The sequence below is a fragment of the Streptomyces chiangmaiensis genome, from assembly GCF_036281785.1.
In the GTDB taxonomy this organism is placed as follows: Bacteria; Actinomycetota; Actinomycetes; order Streptomycetales; family Streptomycetaceae; genus Streptomyces; species Streptomyces chiangmaiensis.
In genome coordinates, this window is sequence record NZ_JAYWVC010000014.1 from 72,577 (window position 1) to 86,978 (window position 14,402).

The 14,402-nt window shown below is 68.7% G+C and carries 14 protein-coding genes and 2 pseudogenes; 7 read left to right on the plus strand and 9 right to left on the minus strand.

Annotated features, from left to right (window positions below; all coding sequences use genetic code 11):
- Positions 1-8: 8 nt before the first annotated feature.
- A complete protein-coding gene (locus VXC91_RS07230; RefSeq protein ID WP_329506006.1) occupies positions 9-2,420 on the plus strand; it encodes a glycoside hydrolase family 65 protein in 2,412 nt (803 codons plus the stop codon).
- Between the two features lie 54 nt (positions 2,421-2,474).
- On the opposite strand, the gene VXC91_RS07235 is transcribed toward VXC91_RS07230, so the two are convergent.
- The 4 genes from VXC91_RS07235 to VXC91_RS07250 form a co-directional block, all read right to left on the minus strand.
- On the minus strand, positions 2,475-2,732 hold the full coding sequence (locus tag VXC91_RS07235; protein WP_329506007.1) for a DUF1876 domain-containing protein: 258 nt from the start codon (positions 2,730-2,732) through the stop codon (positions 2,475-2,477).
- 453 nt (positions 2,733-3,185) lie between these two features.
- Positions 3,186-3,806 carry an L-threonylcarbamoyladenylate synthase gene (locus VXC91_RS07240; RefSeq protein ID WP_329506009.1) on the minus strand — a complete coding sequence of 207 codons (621 nt, stop codon included), beginning with the start codon at positions 3,804-3,806 and terminating at the stop codon, positions 3,186-3,188.
- 161 nt (positions 3,807-3,967) lie between these two features.
- Positions 3,968-5,371 carry a Si-specific NAD(P)(+) transhydrogenase gene (sthA, locus tag VXC91_RS07245; protein ID WP_329506011.1) on the minus strand — a complete coding sequence of 468 codons (1,404 nt, stop codon included), beginning with the start codon at positions 5,369-5,371 and terminating at the stop codon, positions 3,968-3,970.
- Positions 5,372-5,538: 167 nt separating this feature from the next.
- Positions 5,539-5,997 carry an SRPBCC family protein gene (locus VXC91_RS07250; protein WP_329506012.1) on the minus strand — a complete coding sequence of 153 codons (459 nt, stop codon included), beginning with the start codon at positions 5,995-5,997 and terminating at the stop codon, positions 5,539-5,541.
- Positions 5,998-6,053: 56 nt separating this feature from the next.
- On the opposite strand from VXC91_RS07250, the pseudogene VXC91_RS07255 reads away from it, so the two are divergent.
- Both VXC91_RS07255 and VXC91_RS07260 read left to right on the plus strand, forming a co-directional pair.
- A pseudogene (locus VXC91_RS07255) lies at positions 6,054-6,338 on the plus strand (SDR family oxidoreductase); the annotation flags it as partial.
- A gap of 307 nt (positions 6,339-6,645) precedes the next feature.
- Positions 6,646-7,299, plus strand: coding sequence for a DNA alkylation repair protein (locus VXC91_RS07260; protein WP_329506023.1), 654 nt, complete (start codon positions 6,646-6,648; stop codon positions 7,297-7,299).
- A 35-nt stretch (positions 7,300-7,334) separates the two neighbouring features.
- Here VXC91_RS07260 and VXC91_RS07265 read toward each other — a convergent pair whose 3' ends face one another.
- Positions 7,335-7,766, minus strand: a complete 432-nt coding sequence (locus VXC91_RS07265; RefSeq protein ID WP_329506014.1) for a DUF5959 family protein — start codon at positions 7,764-7,766, stop codon at positions 7,335-7,337.
- Positions 7,767-8,162: 396 nt separating this feature from the next.
- Between VXC91_RS07265 and VXC91_RS07270 the strand changes: the two genes are divergently transcribed.
- The 4 genes and pseudogenes from VXC91_RS07270 to VXC91_RS07285 form a co-directional block, all read left to right on the plus strand.
- The gene (locus VXC91_RS07270) at positions 8,163-8,657 is read left to right on the plus strand and encodes a hypothetical protein (protein WP_329506015.1); all 495 of its coding nucleotides are present in this window, start codon (positions 8,163-8,165) and stop codon (positions 8,655-8,657) included.
- 221 nt (positions 8,658-8,878) lie between these two features.
- The gene (locus VXC91_RS07275) at positions 8,879-9,559 is read left to right on the plus strand and encodes a CYTH domain-containing protein (RefSeq protein WP_329506016.1); all 681 of its coding nucleotides are present in this window, start codon (positions 8,879-8,881) and stop codon (positions 9,557-9,559) included.
- Complete coding sequence (locus tag VXC91_RS07280) at positions 9,547-10,098, plus strand: GNAT family N-acetyltransferase (RefSeq protein WP_329506017.1); 552 nt, start codon at positions 9,547-9,549, stop codon at positions 10,096-10,098. The genes VXC91_RS07275 and VXC91_RS07280 overlap by 13 nt, the downstream gene beginning before the upstream one ends.
- A gap of 88 nt (positions 10,099-10,186) precedes the next feature.
- Positions 10,187-10,488, plus strand: a pseudogene (locus VXC91_RS07285) (transposase); the annotation flags it as partial.
- A gap of 262 nt (positions 10,489-10,750) precedes the next feature.
- Here VXC91_RS07285 and VXC91_RS07290 read toward each other — a convergent pair.
- The 4 genes from VXC91_RS07290 to VXC91_RS07305 all read right to left on the minus strand — a co-directional run bounded on the left by VXC91_RS07290 (position 10,751) and on the right by VXC91_RS07305 (position 14,242).
- Positions 10,751-11,470: an SDR family oxidoreductase gene (locus VXC91_RS07290; protein WP_329506018.1), complete on the minus strand. Its 720-nt coding sequence runs from the start codon at positions 11,468-11,470 to the stop codon at positions 10,751-10,753.
- 254 nt (positions 11,471-11,724) lie between these two features.
- Positions 11,725-12,630 (minus strand): carboxymuconolactone decarboxylase family protein, encoded by a 906-nt coding sequence (locus VXC91_RS07295; protein ID WP_329506019.1) that lies wholly within the window; start codon positions 12,628-12,630, stop codon positions 11,725-11,727.
- Entirely contained in the window at positions 12,630-13,868 is a 1,239-nt protein-coding gene (locus VXC91_RS07300; protein ID WP_329506020.1) for an RNA polymerase sigma factor, read from the minus strand. The genes VXC91_RS07295 and VXC91_RS07300 overlap by 1 nt, the downstream gene beginning before the upstream one ends.
- The gene (locus VXC91_RS07305) at positions 13,865-14,242 is read right to left on the minus strand and encodes a YciI family protein (RefSeq protein ID WP_329506022.1); all 378 of its coding nucleotides are present in this window, start codon (positions 14,240-14,242) and stop codon (positions 13,865-13,867) included. Before VXC91_RS07305 ends, VXC91_RS07300 begins: the two co-directional genes overlap by 4 nt.
- Positions 14,243-14,402: the final 160 nt, after the last annotated feature.

The window sequence follows — 14,402 nt, forward strand, 5'->3', positions numbered from 1 at the left end:
GCCCCGCAGTGACCGGCTGGACCTGGAAGTACGAGGGTTACGACCCAGGGCAGGAACGCCTGCGGGAGTCCCTGTGCACGCTCGGCAACGGCTACTTCGCCACGCGCGGGGCGCTGCCCGAATGCGTCGCGGACGATGTGCACTACCCGGGCACCTATGTGGCCGGCTGCTACAACCGGCTCGCCTCGGAGGTGGCAGGACGCCGGGTCGAGAACGAGGACATGGTCAATCTCCCGAACTGGCTTCCGCTGCGTTTCCGCCTCGCCGGGAAGCAGTGGCTGACGCCGGACACCGGGACCGTGCTCGGCCACGAGCAGACGCTGCACCTGTCCTCGGGCGTGCTCGAGCGCCGGACCCGGTACGGATGCGGCGAGCGCGGCACGCTGTCCGTACGCCAGTGGCGCCTCGTGCACATGGCCGATGCCCATCTCGCCGCCCTGCGCACCGAGTTCACTGTAGAGGGCCCCGCCGTCGAACTGGAGGTCGAGGCCGCGCTCGACGGCCGCGTCACCAATGCGGGCGTTGCGCGCTACCAGGACCTGGACGGCCGCCATCTGGTCCACGTGCACACCGGCACCGCGGCCGCGGACACGGTATGGCTGCGCTGCCGCACACGCACCTCCGACATCCGGATCTGCCTGGCGGCCCGCCTGACCGCCGACGCACCCGTCACCACGCGACACCCTGCCGGCCGCGCCGTCCAGTCCGTCCGCCTGCACCTGCCGCCCGGACGGACCGTCACCGTCGACAAGACCGTCGCCCTGCACACCTCCCGCGACCCCGCCATCAGCGACCCACTGGACGCCGCGATCGGCCGGGTGGGCGCGGCCCCCGGCTTCGACGAACTGCTGCACCCGCATCTCACCGCCTGGAACCAGCTCTGGCGCCGTGCGGATCTGGACGTCCCGGGGGAGGCCGGCCGCGTCCTGCGGCTGCACCTGTTCCACGTCCTGCAGACCCTCTCGCCGCACACCGCGGAACTGGACGTGGGGGTGCCCGCACGGGGCCTGCACGGGGAGGCGTACCGCGGGCACGTCTTCTGGGACGAACTGTTCGTGCTCCCGTACCTCAACCTGCACTTCCCGGAGGTGTCCTGCGCTCTGCTGTGCTACCGGCACCGGCGTCTGGACCGGGCCCGTGCCGCGGCGCGCGTGATCGGCAAGCGGGGGGCGCTGTATCCGTGGCAGAGCGGCAGCGACGGGCGTGAGGAGTCGCAGGAAGTGCACCTCAACCCGCGCTCAGGACGCTGGCTGCCCGACCATTCCCGGCTGCAGCGGCACGTCGGCTCGGCCGTGGCGTACAACGTGTGGCAGTACTGCGAGGCGAGCGGCGACGCCGAGTTCCTGTACACCAAAGGTGCCGAGATGCTGCTGGAGATCGCCCGCTTCTGGGCGGACTCGGCGACCTACGACGAAAGCCTCGGACGGCACCGTATCCGCGGCGTCGTCGGACCCGACGAGTACCACGACGCTTATCCGGGTGCGCTCGCTCCCGGTCTGGACGACAACACGTACACCAACGTCACCGCCGCGTGGGTGCTCGACCGCGCTCTGCAGGTGTTGCGGGAGCTTCCCGAACCCCGCCGGCGCGAACTCGTCGAGCGCACCGGTCTCGACGACGGCGAACCGGACCAGTGGGAGGAGCTGTCCCGCACGCTGTACGTGCCGTTCCACGGCGACGTCATCAGCCAGTTCCACGGCTACGGCGACCTGGCGGAACTCGACTGGGGCGGCTACCGGAAGCGGTACGGCGGCATCCGCCGCCTGGACCGGATCCTGGAGGCGGAGGGCGACAGCGTCAACCGCTACCAGGCGTCCAAGCAGGCCGACGTACTGATGCTGGGCTACCTCTTCGGACCCGCCGAACTCCAGGAACTGTTCGCCCGCCTCGGCCACCGGCTCGACGAGGACATCTGGCGGCGCACCGTCGACTACTACCTGGCCCGCACCAGTCACGGATCCACCCTCAGCGGCCTCGTGCACGGCTGGGTCCTCGCTCGCTCCCGGCGCGCCGACGCATGGTCGTGCTGTCAGGAGGCGTTGCTGGAGGACATCGCCGATGTGCAGGGCGGCACCACCGGGGAAGGCATCCACCTGGGCGCCATGGCGGGCACCCTCGACCTCGTCCAGCGGGGACTGACCGGTCTGGAGTCCCGTGACGGAGCGCTCTGGCTCGACCCCGTGCCACTGCCGGAGCTGTCCTCGTTCAGCTTCTCCGTGCGCTACCGGAGCCACTGGGGCGTACGGATGCGGGTGGAGCGCGGCAGGCTCGAGATCGCGGTGCCGTCGTCCGACCGCACCTCCCTCGACATCCGGCTGCCCGACCGGGAACTGCGCCTCGAGCCGGGGGAGACGTGCTGGCTGCCGCACCCGTCCAAGGCACACGGGGCACAGGCCGGACGTTCCCCCGGGGAGCCCTGACAGCCCGAGGCCGCCGCGGGGGGAGACACACCGAGGGCGTGTCTCACGACGCCGTCACGGCGCCGCGGGGCCCGCCAGCTCCACGATGTCGTCGGACGCGACGTCATGCAGCCTGATGGCGAGGTCCTCCAACGCGCGGCTTGCGGCGAGTTCGTCGCCGATCTCCGGGATGGGCCGGTCGATCGGATTGCGCCGGGCGACGCCCCGGCCCGTGACGGTCGCCGTGTCGCGGGTGCTGAGCACGGCACGCGCATGAGTGTCGTCGCCCTCCTCGGTGATGTAGATCTGCACGGTCCACTGCTTGGCTTCCATCGTGATCACTTCCGTGCGGAGAGGTGTGGCACGGCCGGGGAGCCGGATGACGCGCGCCGCGAGCCGTGCCTGCGGACCATCCGAACCGGGTGACCCGCATCGAGCGTCCCCCTTGTCTCAGCCTGCGCCTGTCGACGGGGGCCGGTCCAGTCGTCCGGTGCGCTCCGCACGGCGCACCGGGGCCGATCGACAGCCGGCGACGGGCCGTGCCGCCTCCCGCCCGTGAAGCGGCCGCCGCACTCGACGGCACCGGCCACAGCGCCGGACGGGCGCCCGGCCTCCGCAAACTCACCGACCCCGGCGAGCAGGACCACCGCTTTCGCGTCAACATGATCCGCCGACAGCCTCTCGGGACAGCACCCGGGGACACACTCGTACGCCGACCGCCACGAGGAGCCCGTCGACGAGGACGGACCGCTCGGGGCCCCCGACCGGATGAACCCGGTCCGCGCCCTACTCGAACCGGGACGTGTCGCCCGCGCCCTTTCGCACGATCTCGGGCTCGCCGCTGGAGAAGTCGACGACGGTGGTCGGCTCGGTCCCGCAGTCGCCCGAGTCGACCACGGCGTCCACGACGTGGTCGAGCCGCTCCTTGATCTCCCAGCCCTGCGTCATCGGCTCCTCCTCGCCCGGCAGGAGCAGCGTGCTGGACAGGAGCGGTTCGCCGAGTTCGGCCAGCAGCGCCTGCGCCACCACATGATCGGGGATGCGGACACCGACCGTCTTCTTCTTCGGGTGGAGCAGCTTGCGCGGCACCTCGCGCGTAGCGGGGAGAATGAACGTGTAACTCCCCGGTGTCGACGCCTTGATCGCTCGGAACACGTCCTTGTCGACGTGCACGAACTGGCCCAGCTGCGCAAAGTCCCGGCACACGAGCGTGAAGTGATGCCGGTCGTCGAGATGGCGGATGGACCGGATGCGGTCGATGCCGTCACGACTGCCCAGGCGGCAACCCAGCGCGAAGCAGGAGTCCGTCGGGTAGACCACGAGCGCTCCGTCGCGAATGCTGTCGGCGACCTGACCGATCGTGCGTGGCTGGGGATTGTCGGGGTGAACGTCGAAGTACTTCGCCATCCGCCGAGTCTCGACGACCCGAGGGCGCGCTGTCCACGCGACGGCCCTCGGGAGCGTGAAGACGCCGGCCGCTCGGCGTGTCGCAACCCCCGTCCTGCGATCCTGCGTGCCTGACCACGACGCGCCGTGATCAGGCACACAGAACCGTCATGATCAATCGCTCAGTCCCTCAGCCGTTCGATCTGCCGGATCTTGTTGGTCGCGTCCAGCGCGGCGACCTTGTACGACTCCGCGAGCGTCGGATAGTTGAAGACGGCGTCGACGAGGTAGTCGACCGTACCGCCGCAGCCCATCACCGACTGGCCGATGTGAATCAGTTCGGTGGCCCCGGTGCCGAAGCAGTGGACACCGAGCAGGGTCCGGTCCTCCGGGGAGACCAGAAGCTTCAGCATGCCGTGCGAGTCGCCGATGATCTGCCCGCGGGCCAGCTCGCGGTAGCGGGAGATACCGACCTCGAAGGGCACACAGTCCTCGGTCAACTGGTCCTCGGTCCGGCCGATGAAGCTGATCTCGGGAATGGTGTAGATGCCGATCGGCTGGAGGTCGAACATCCCGTGCACCGGCTCTCCACAGGCGTGGTACGCCGCCATGCGGCCCTGCTCCATGGAGGTCGCGGCCAGCGCCGGGAAGCCGATCACATCGCCGACGGCATAAATGTGCGGCACCTCGGTGCGATAGTGCTCGTCGACCTTGATGCGGCCCCGGGCGTCGGCGGTGAGACCCGCCTTGTCCAGACCGATCTCGTCCGTCAGCCCCTGCCGTCCGGCCGAGTACATCACGGCGTCGGCGGGTATCTTCTTGCCGCTCTCCAGAATGGTCAGGGTGCCCTTGGGGTGCCGCTCGACGGCCGCGACGGTCTCACCGAAGCGGAAGGTGACCGCCAGGTCCCGCAGGTGGTACTTCAGCGACTCGATCACCTCGACGTCGCAGAAGTCGAGCATTCCCGGCCGCTTCTCGACCACGGTGACCTTGCTGCCCAGGGCGGCGAACATGGAGGCATACTCCATGCCGATCACACCTGCCCCGACGATGACCATCGAGCGGGGCACCCGTTCCAGGTCGAGAACGTTGTCGGAGTCCATGATCGACTGACCGTCGAACTCGACGCTCGCCGGCCGGGCGGGCCGGGTTCCGGTGGCGATGATGATGTGCTCGGCACTCAACAGCTTTTCGCTGCCGTTCACTTCGCGGACGGCGACGGTGTGCGGATCCGCGAACCGGCCGGTGCCGGCGAACAGCGACACGTGGTTGCGGGCGAGCTGGTTGCGGATGACGTCGACCTCGCGGCTCACCACATGGCGGGTGCGCGCGGTCAGGTCGGCGACGGTGATGTCCTCCTTGAGGCGGTAGCTCTGTCCGTACAGATCCCGCTGGGTGAGACCGGTGAGGTAGAGGACGGCCTCCCGCAGGGTCTTGGACGGAATGGTCCCGGTGTGGATGGAGACTCCGCCGACCATGTCAGGGCGGTCGACCACGGCGACCCGGCGGCCGAGCTTGGCCGCGGCTATGGCGGCCTTCTGGCCACCCGGGCCGGATCCGATGACGAGCATGTCGAAGTCGGGCACGCTCCGGAGTCTGACAGGCCCGACCCCCTCGCCGAAAGGGCCGAGTTGACGGGACCCGCGGCGCCAACGCCCATCCGCCGCACAGGAACCCAGAGGGACCGAACGTGCCACGCGTTCCCGCCCGGTCCTGCAAGGGAGCATGCCGGCGGCGGGCCCCCGGGAGGCCGTCAGGCAGGTCGCGCGAGGCGTTCCGCAAGAACACGGGCCCGGGCCTGCTGGACCGCTCCCGCCTGGGAGGCGGCGAAGCGCAGCAGGCCCGGAGGCGTCCGCAGATGCAGGGTGTCGGTGACGACGCTGCCGGCCTCGTGACGGTCGATGCCGAAGCGGTAGCTCATGCGGACCCGGCCTGGGCTGCGGACCTCGCCGGAGATCTCGGCGGAGTGCGGAAGGCCGTCCGGGGCGGGGACGAGCGTGACGTCGATGATGTTGTCGTGCCGCAGAACGCCCAGGAACCGGAAGCGCTCCACGGCCGTGTAGTGCACCGTCCCGCCGTTGCGGCGCACATCGTGGACGGCGACAAGGAGCGGCGACAGACCCACGTAGTGCGACGGCTCGGCCAGGTGCGCGAAGACCTCCTCAGGCGGCGCAGCGATCTGGAACGTGTGCTTCAGCTCGGCGGACGGCACCTCGGATCCCTCCTCGAAACGGCGCGATGGCCTGGCGATCCTCCCATCGCCGGCGCGCCCTCACCGCGGCCTCGCCCGCTCTCATCGCCAACCTGGCGCTCGAACTGGCGCCGATCCGGGTGAACCTCATCGCTGCCGGATTCGTCGACACACCTCTGTCGGCCTCGCTCCTGGGCGATCGGCTCGAGGCTCGGCGTCAGGAACTGCGCGCCACGCTGCCCATCCGACGGGTCGTCGGCCCGGCCGACGTCGCCGCACTGGCCGTGCACATCATGTGCAACGACGCACTCACCGGCGCGACATACGACATCGACGGCGGCCAGCAGCTCATCTCCCCCTGAACCTTTCCGTGTTGCGCGCCCTGGCACTCGCTGCCCGCCCGGCGGCACGGCGCGTGGCGCATGGTCGCGCCGGACAAGTCAGTAGTTCTGCACCCTGGTCCAGCATGGGAATTTCTTTCACCGCCGGTCTGGGACACGTGGGGCGGTCTGCGCTCAACGGCTGCAATTTTGTGATGACGCGACATTTCGTGTCGGTGCCTGCCGACGAACCGGCGTATCCGACAGGAGGCCGGACTTCCGTCGTAGGCTGAATCCCGCACGTTACGGACAGGAGGCTGAGGTGGCCCAGACGACTCCGGCCGAGGTGATGGCCGAGCTGGCCGAGCTCGAGGACCCGAAGACGCGCGAGGTGAACAAGAGACACGGTGACGATCACGGTGTGAACCTCAGCAAGCTGCGCGCGCTCGCGAAGCGGCTGAAAACGCAGCAGGAACTCGCGTGCCGGCTCTGGGAGACGGATGACACCGCGGCGAGACTGCTGGCGATCCTGATCTCCCGCCCGAAGGCGTTCGAGCGTGACGAGCTGGATGTCATGTTGCGCGAGGCGCGCACTCCCAAGGTGCACGACTGGCTCGTGAACTACGTGGTGAAGAAGAGCCCGCACGCCGAAGAGCTGCGCCTGACCTGGTCCGCCGACCCGGATCCAGTGGTCGCGAGTGCCGGCTGGGCACTGACCACCGAACGCGTGACGAAAAAGCCCGAGGGTCTCGACCTGGCCGGGCTGCTCGACGTCATCGAGGCGGAGATGAAGGACGCCCCGGATCGCCTGCAGTGGGCGATGAACCACTGCCTGGCTCAGATCGGGATCGAGCACGCCGAGCACCGTGCCCGTGCAATCGACATCGGTGAGCGCCTGGAGGTGCTCAAGGACTACCCGACTTCCCCGGGCTGCACATCTCCGTTCGCGCCCATCTGGATCAACGAGATGGTCAGCCGTCAGCACGACAAGACGGTGGCTTGACCGGCGGTAGCGATCTCGTTCGTCTCGGCGAAGGTTCAGTCTGCGGCCAGGGGCCAGGTTTTCCAGACCAGGTCCAGGCGTCGGTATGCGTCGTCGAACCAGGTATCCGCCAGTGGGACGGTGACCGTCACCGTGGTCAGGGACATCGAGTGATCATTGAGCGTGACCTGGCACCGGTCATCGTCCTCGTCGAGTTCAATGAACAGCCATGGGATGCGCTTCCCCTCGCACCAGGCGATGTCCTGTCCCGCGTCGAGCGAGTCCAGGGCCCGCTGCCATTGCCGCAGGTCCTCGGGGAAGATCCAGGTCTTGAGAGTGCCCTGGACGAAGGGCGTATCGACCACGAACTCGCCGACCAGGGTATCGGCCTCGTTGGGAGGCTTGCGCTGCTCCTTCCCCACGATCCGGAGAATGACGCTGTTGCCATCCCCCTCCAGGCGGATCAGGGCGATCGGATCCTCAGCCATGACTGCCACTCCCCACTCACACACGTCGCCGAACCCTAACCGTCGGCGAGGGCGACGAGGCGGGATGCGTGGACGGGCTGCCAGCATTCCTGGGGCGGTCTCGACGCGCTTGACGCTCCATGGTGCCGTCGGCACGCACGCCCATCAGCTCGACCGAGGCTTGCCCACGAAGTGCAGTCGGGCGAACTCGTCATAGAGCAGGCCCAGAATGACGAGACCGCGGTGTCGGCCGACCAAGAACACGCGATCACGATCGCGCTGCATCCGTGAGCTCCCGGCGCGTCGGGCAGTTCGTGGACCTGCCACGCGAGTGAGGAGTCCTGCCGGCTGTGCCGTGGGTGTCGGTGGTGTCTGATCTACTGCCTGCCGACGAACCGGCGTGCTGGGAGGGAATCGATGGGCGTACTGACCGACTACTTCCGGGCGGGAGATGCCGCATCGGTGGTGCAGGCGCTGGAACGCACGGGTGGCGGGACTCTTGTCGACGTCCAGCATCCTGTCTTCGACGGCATCGAGGCCAAGCGTGTAGATCCGGTCGTCACTCTGGGGATGCTGATCGCTGCCATCAAGAAGGTTCCGTGGGACGTGGATCTTGTGAATGAGACGACCATCTGGCCGACCACACAGTCTCCTGGCCCGGACGGTCCTGCGGACGAGAACGACCCCTGGGTGACGGGGCCATGGGTCTCCGAGCTCGGTACCGTTGTACGGGACACTCTGGCAGGAGTACACGATGGGGAGCTGGCGTCGGTTGTCGGGAGGTGGGTGCAAGCCGAGGAGCTGCGCCCAGCGTGCGTCGAAGACATGACACCGCTGGCCGAGGAGCTGGTCCAGCTCGCCAGGCGGGCGCGCGAAGCCGACGAGCAGCTTTACTGCTGGAGCTCTCTGTAAGGCTGTCGCGCTTGCTCCCGGAGCCGCCTCCTGCTGGGCTGCTCTCCGGAACAGGTCGGTCCGTACGCTCGCTGACTTGTTGACTGCACCTCGCTACGCGGGTTGGCATCGGCCTGACCTTGACGTTTCTGCGGACCAAGCAAGTCGACGTCATCCGCTCACGACGACGAACCGCGGGCGATCTCGGCTTTCCGCGTCCGCGCGGCTGAGAGGCTGTCCCCATGATGAACAAGGAAGGTGGCGTTGAAGGCCAGTCGGTTCATCCGGGCAAGTACGCTCGTGTCGAGCGGGAGAGGCGGTTTCTGCTGGCCGAGCCGCCAACCCAGTCGACGGTGACCGTCACTCGGGTGATCAATGACCGGTATGTGACGGGAACGCGCTTGAGGCTGCGCCGTGCCCGCTTCTCGGATGGCCGCCGTGAGCTCAAACTCACCCAGAAAGTCCCGATCTCTCAGCCTGGCGCCATCCAAGGCATGATCACGAATACGTACTTGTCCTCAGCCGAGTACGACGTGCTCGCCTCACTGCCCGCCACCCTGCTGGCGAAGACCCGTTTCAGCGTTCCGCCCTTGGGTGTTGACGTCTTCGACGGTCACTTGCAGGGCTTGGTACTTGCAGAGGCCGAGTTCACCACCGACGAGGAGGCACAGTCCTTCGTTCCCCCTGCCGAGTGCGTCGCAGAGGTCACCGACGACACCCGCTTCACAGGAGGACGCCTTGTCCAGGCATCCCGCCGCGAGCTGCTCGGGTGGCTGGCCGAATACGGACTCCACCCGGAAGTCTCCTGGTACTCCAGTCGTAGATCGTTATGTTCCTTGGGCTTGGGGCTGTCTGCCGCTGGTGAGGAAACTCAGGTGGCCACGGCACGGTATCTGGGTAAGGTCGGGCAATGCCCGAGCTGAAGCGGCTGCATGCCGGCCATGCCCCGGCGGTCCTGGCCTTCGAGCTGGCGAACCGCGCCTACTTCGCTGCCTCGGTCCCCGACCGCGGCGACGACTTCTTCGACCAGTTCACGGACCGGTACCACGCCTTGCTGGCTGAGCAGGAGGCCGGCATCTGCGCCTTCCACGTGCTCGTTGCCGAGGACGGCTCGATACTCGGCAGGTTCAACCTGATCGACATCGAAGACCACACTGCGGAACTCGGCTACCGGGTCGCGCAGCATGTTGCCGGCCGTGGCGTGGCGACCGCAACCGTCCGGGAGCTGTGCCGACTGGCAGCGGCCCAGCACAGGCTGCGCACACTGCGGGCGGCCACCGCCCGCCAGAATGCCGCGTCCCAGAAGGTGTTGACCAAAGCCGGGTTCGTCCCTGTCGGCCCGGCAGACCCGGCCCACCTCGGCGGTAAGCCAGGCACCTGGTATCAGCGCGACCTGGTGCTCCAGCCGGACAGTGCGATCTTGCCGGGGGACCGGCTGAGGGACGGGGACGGCCACCGCTGATCATCGGTGTGTGAAGACTGAGGATCATGCGGTGGCCGCAGGTCACAGCGTAGATCCTGCCCGCTGGCAGGAGGCGTTCGAGGTCCTGATGTCCCGGATAGCAGGCCGGTTCGCGAGGTTTGAAACCCGGCGCCGGGTGAGGGACTTGGTGCTGGGGCTGCTGTCGGACCTGCCGCGCAAGAACTGCTGGAGCATCGCGGAGTGGGCCGGGGAGGCCACTCCGGACGGCATGCAGCACCTGCTCGGCCGCGCCAAGTGGGATGCCGACGGGTGCGCTATGACGTGCGCGCGTACGTGCTGGAGCATCTGCACGACGAGGACGCGGTGCTGGTGGTCGACGAGACAGGGGATGCGAAGAAGGGCACGCACACCGTCGGGGTCCAGCGCCAGTAGACCGGCACCGCCCGGAGGATCGAAAACGCTCAGGTCGCCGTCGTGGGGCGGTCAGCCGTCGGTCGGCATCGGCTTCCTCGGCCAGCTCGGGGTGCGGCCTCGGGACTGGTGAGCTCGCATGTTCAGCAGCAGCGGTTCGATCCGCGCCCACAGCTCATGCGACATGATCCATGGTGATGCCCCGCACGTCGCGGAAACGCTCAACTCGCCATACGGCCACGGCCTGCAGCGCCGGTCCACCCCATCGTGTCGGCCGTTCTCAGGCGCTGTTCCGGCCGATGCTCGCACCGCCGTCGACGCGCAGGATCTGGCCGGTGATGAAACCCGCCTTCTCGGAGAGCAGGAAGGCGATGGCGGCTGCGAGCTCGTCCGGGCGCCCGAACCTTCCCATGGGAACACTTGCCAGGTAGCGGGCGGCTGAGGCCGACCCAGGCGGGTTGGTCTCCCGGAACAGCTCGGTCTCGGTGGGGCCCGGGGCGACGGCGTTGACGGTGATCCCGTGTGCAGCAAGCTCTCCGGCCCAGCCTCGCGTCAAGAACTCATTGGCGGCCTTGGCCGCACCGTAGGACGTTCGATCGGGCAACCCCAGGGTGACCAGGCTGGTGACGTTCACCACGCGGCCCCAGGACCGTTCGAGCATGCCGGGCAAGACGGCCTGGACGATCTGGACCGCGGTGCGCACGTTCATGTCGAGAACCGCGTCGAGGTCGGACAGAGCGACCTTTCCGATGGGCGCGGGTCGCACCATCCCCACATTGTTGACCACGGCGTCGACCGGTCCCGCGCCCATCACGTCGCCCAGGACCTGATCGGTGGCCGCACGGTCGGCAAGGTCGGCTTCGTAGAACTCGCCGGGAAAGAACTGCGGTGCGCTGCGGGCGATGCCCACGGGGGTATGACCTTCTCCTGCCAGCTGCTCGGCGAGGGCGCGGCCGATGCCTTTGGACGCGCCCGTGATGAGTACTCGCCTGCCGGTCATGGGTTTGCTCCTTTGCTGCGCTGCCCCGCGCATCGATTGTGTGGGGGCGGGGGGCCTTGCCTCCGAAGCGTGGGCTGCCGTCTTTGACAGCCTCGTCATGTTTGACAGTGTTGCAAACTTTGACGGCTGCGTCAAAAATGGCAAGGTGTGAGTGCACGGCAACGGTGATTGCGGCGGCGCGGACCTCGTCGCCCGGGATCGACGCGCTGGTCAAGACGGGCAGCGGCTCGTCCGCTCTCGAGGGGCCCCTCGCTTCAGCCCGTGGTCTTTTGCGCCAGTGCGTTCCGGCCGGCGTCGAAGCTGTGCAGCGCCGCGCCGACCGCAGCGGCGACGGTGACTTCGAAGATCTGGTCTTCGGAGTGACCGGCGGCGGTGAGCCGGTCCATGTCGGTGTCGGTGATCCGGAACGAGGCGTCGCGGACGGTCGTGGCGTAGGACTGCCACGGTGCGGGAAGCGCCTCACCGGCCGCGGCCGCGGCCACGGCGGCGGCGCGCAGCGCCGGGTCGGTGGTGGCGGGCGTGTCCAGCACCGCGTGGCGCAGGTTGGCCACGACGTCACCGTGATCGGGCGCGGGTCCGTCGGCGAGCAGGAAGGACGGGAAGCGGTAGCCGAACCGGTGCAGCGCTCGGGTACCGCTGTGCAACTGGCCCTCGCGGAGAGTGAAGCCGAACGCGTTGGCCAGGCGGTTGACGATGTTCCACACCAGGTTGACGTGCAGCGCTTCCTGCAACGCGTGCTCGGGCAGGTCGGGGACCCCGGCGGTGGTCTCGCCGGCGTTGATGCGGTCCGGCGTCCGGCTGGTCAGATCGAGGAACTGCCGGACGGCGCGCAGTTGCGGCCGGGCCGATGCGGGATCGTCCGGGTCGATTTCGCCGTGGCCGGCGATGCGGGTGAGCTCGGCGTGCGTGTCGATGCAGAACGGGCACTGGTGTAGCCGCGCGGTGCACATCGCGAGGTATTCGCGCTCACCCGCGGTCCAGTACGACGGTCCGCGCATCGCGTCGGCGGTGAGCTCCAGCAGTGGACGGGCGAGAAAGCCAGGCCGGTACAGCAGCATCTTCACGATGTCCGGGCTGTCCACACGGGACATCGCGGAGGTGAGTGCCAGGAACAGCTTGGCGCGGCGGCGGTGGCCATGGTCGAGAATGGACAGTCTCATCAGGACTCCGGGACGTCGAGGTCGTGTAGCCGGCCGGCGAGGAATCGCCGGTCGGCGGGAGTGGTGGCCAGTTCGTGGGCACGCCGGTACGCCGATGCCGCCTCCGGTGTGCGGCCGAGGCGGCGCAGCAGATCCGCGCGGGCGGCGTGCAGCAGGTGGTAGCGATCGAGCCCGTCGATCCGGTCGATCAGCGCCAGTCCCTCGTCCGGGGTGGTGGCCATGGCCACGGCGGTGGCGTGGTTGAGCGCCACCACCGGTGAAGGGGTCAGCGTGAGCAGTTGGGTGTAGAGGGCGGCGATGCGCGGCCAGTCCGTCTGATCGGCGGAGCCGGCCTGGGCGTGCAGCGCGGCGATCCCGGCCTGCACCTGGTACGGGCCCGGTCTGCCTAGGCGCAGCGCCCGGTCCAGTAGGCCGACGGCTTCGACGATCTCCGTGTGATCCCAGCGGGACCGGTCCTGGTCGGCCAGCAGCACCACATCACCGGAGGCGCTGTAGCGGGCGGTGCTGCGCGAGTCGTGCAGCAGCAACAAGGCGACCAGGCCGAGCGTTTCGGGCTCTTTGGGCATGAGGGTGGCAACGAGCTTAGCGAGCCTGATCGCCTCCTGGGACAGCGTGCGGTGCTCGGGCCGATCAGGGGCGGCCGTGTAGCCCTGGGTGAAGATCAGATAGATCACCGCGAGAACTCCGGAGAGCCGCTCGGGCAGCAGTGGGTCGGCGGGCACTTCCAGGCTGATGCCGGCGTCCCGGATCTTCCGTTTCGCGCGCACCAGGCGCTGGGCCAGGGTCGATTCGCTGACCAGGAACGTTCGGGCGATCTGCCCGGCGGTCAGCCCGGCTACGGCCTGCAGGGTCAGGGCGACCCGCACGTCCTCGGCCAGGGCGGGGTGACAGCAGGTGAAGATCAGGCTGAGCCTCTCGTCACCCATGCTGAGCAGGCTGTCCTCGCCGAAGTTCGTCATCGTCGTCACCGCCTCGGGCGCTGCGCCGAGTTGGGCGAGCTTCTCCCGGCCGAGCCGGTCCCGCCGCAGCCGGTCGATCGCCTTGTTGCGAGCCGCGGTCAGCAGCCACGCCACGGGGTCGTCCGGCGCCGACTCGCGCCATGTGCCCAGCGCGAGCGCGCACGCGTCCTGCAGTGCGTCCTCGGCGAGTTCGAAGTCGCCGAGGACGCGGATCAGAGCGGCGAGCATCCGCGCCCGGTGCTCCTGGTAGACCGGCTGCAGGATCGCCGCTGCATTCATTCGCCGGTGGCCGCCAGGTTCGCAGGACGGTGCTCCTGGCCCGGCACACCGACGATCGGCCGGACCTCGATCCCGCCCTGCTCGGCCATCGGGCACAACGCGGCCAGCTCCAGGGCCTCGTCCAGGTTGCGGCAGTCGAGGACGTAGGCGCCGCCGAGGTGCTCGTGGGTTTCGGCGTACGGACCGTCGGTGATCAACGTCCGGCCGTCCCGCACGCTGACGGTGGTGGCGGTGTGCTCGGCCTGCAGGGGATGACCGGAGACGAACACGCCGCGCCGGCGGCACTCGTCGGCGAACGCGTTCACCCTGGCCAGGGCCTCGGCGAAACCCGGATCGTCCGGCTCGGGCCGCTCGCAATCGTAGATCAACAGCATGTACTGCACTTGTCCTCCACTCACCCGGATCACGGTCGGTCGAAGAGGATGACGAACAGACCGACCGTATCTCGACACCCCGATCCCAACGTCCTCACCGGACTCGCTGGGCCGGGTGGACAGCGGCGGGTTCGTCCCGGTCGTCGAGAGGGGCGGACAC

What these genes read in the sequence shown, in the direction of transcription:
- VXC91_RS07300 (WP_329506020.1), bottom strand. Translation starts at nt 13,868, where the DNA reads ATGAATGCAGCGGCGATCCTGCAGCCGGTCTACCAGGAGCACCGGGCG.
- VXC91_RS07240 (WP_329506009.1), bottom strand. Translation starts at nt 3,806, where the DNA reads ATGGCGAAGTACTTCGACGTTCACCCCGACAATCCCCAGCCACGCACG.
- VXC91_RS07290 (WP_329506018.1), bottom strand. Translation starts at nt 11,470, where the DNA reads ATGACCGGCAGGCGAGTACTCATCACGGGCGCGTCCAAAGGCATCGGC.
- VXC91_RS07260 (WP_329506023.1), top strand. Translation starts at nt 6,646, where the DNA reads ATGGCCGAGCTGGCCGAGCTCGAGGACCCGAAGACGCGCGAGGTGAAC.
- VXC91_RS07270 (WP_329506015.1), top strand. Translation starts at nt 8,163, where the DNA reads ATGGGCGTACTGACCGACTACTTCCGGGCGGGAGATGCCGCATCGGTG.
- VXC91_RS07280 (WP_329506017.1), top strand. Translation starts at nt 9,547, where the DNA reads ATGCCCGAGCTGAAGCGGCTGCATGCCGGCCATGCCCCGGCGGTCCTG.
- VXC91_RS07305 (WP_329506022.1), bottom strand. Translation starts at nt 14,242, where the DNA reads ATGCTGTTGATCTACGATTGCGAGCGGCCCGAGCCGGACGATCCGGGT.
- VXC91_RS07295 (WP_329506019.1), bottom strand. Translation starts at nt 12,630, where the DNA reads ATGAGACTGTCCATTCTCGACCATGGCCACCGCCGCCGCGCCAAGCTG.
- VXC91_RS07275 (WP_329506016.1), top strand. Translation starts at nt 8,879, where the DNA reads ATGATGAACAAGGAAGGTGGCGTTGAAGGCCAGTCGGTTCATCCGGGC.
- VXC91_RS07235 (WP_329506007.1), bottom strand. Translation starts at nt 2,732, where the DNA reads ATGGAAGCCAAGCAGTGGACCGTGCAGATCTACATCACCGAGGAGGGC.
- VXC91_RS07265 (WP_329506014.1), bottom strand. Translation starts at nt 7,766, where the DNA reads ATGGCTGAGGATCCGATCGCCCTGATCCGCCTGGAGGGGGATGGCAAC.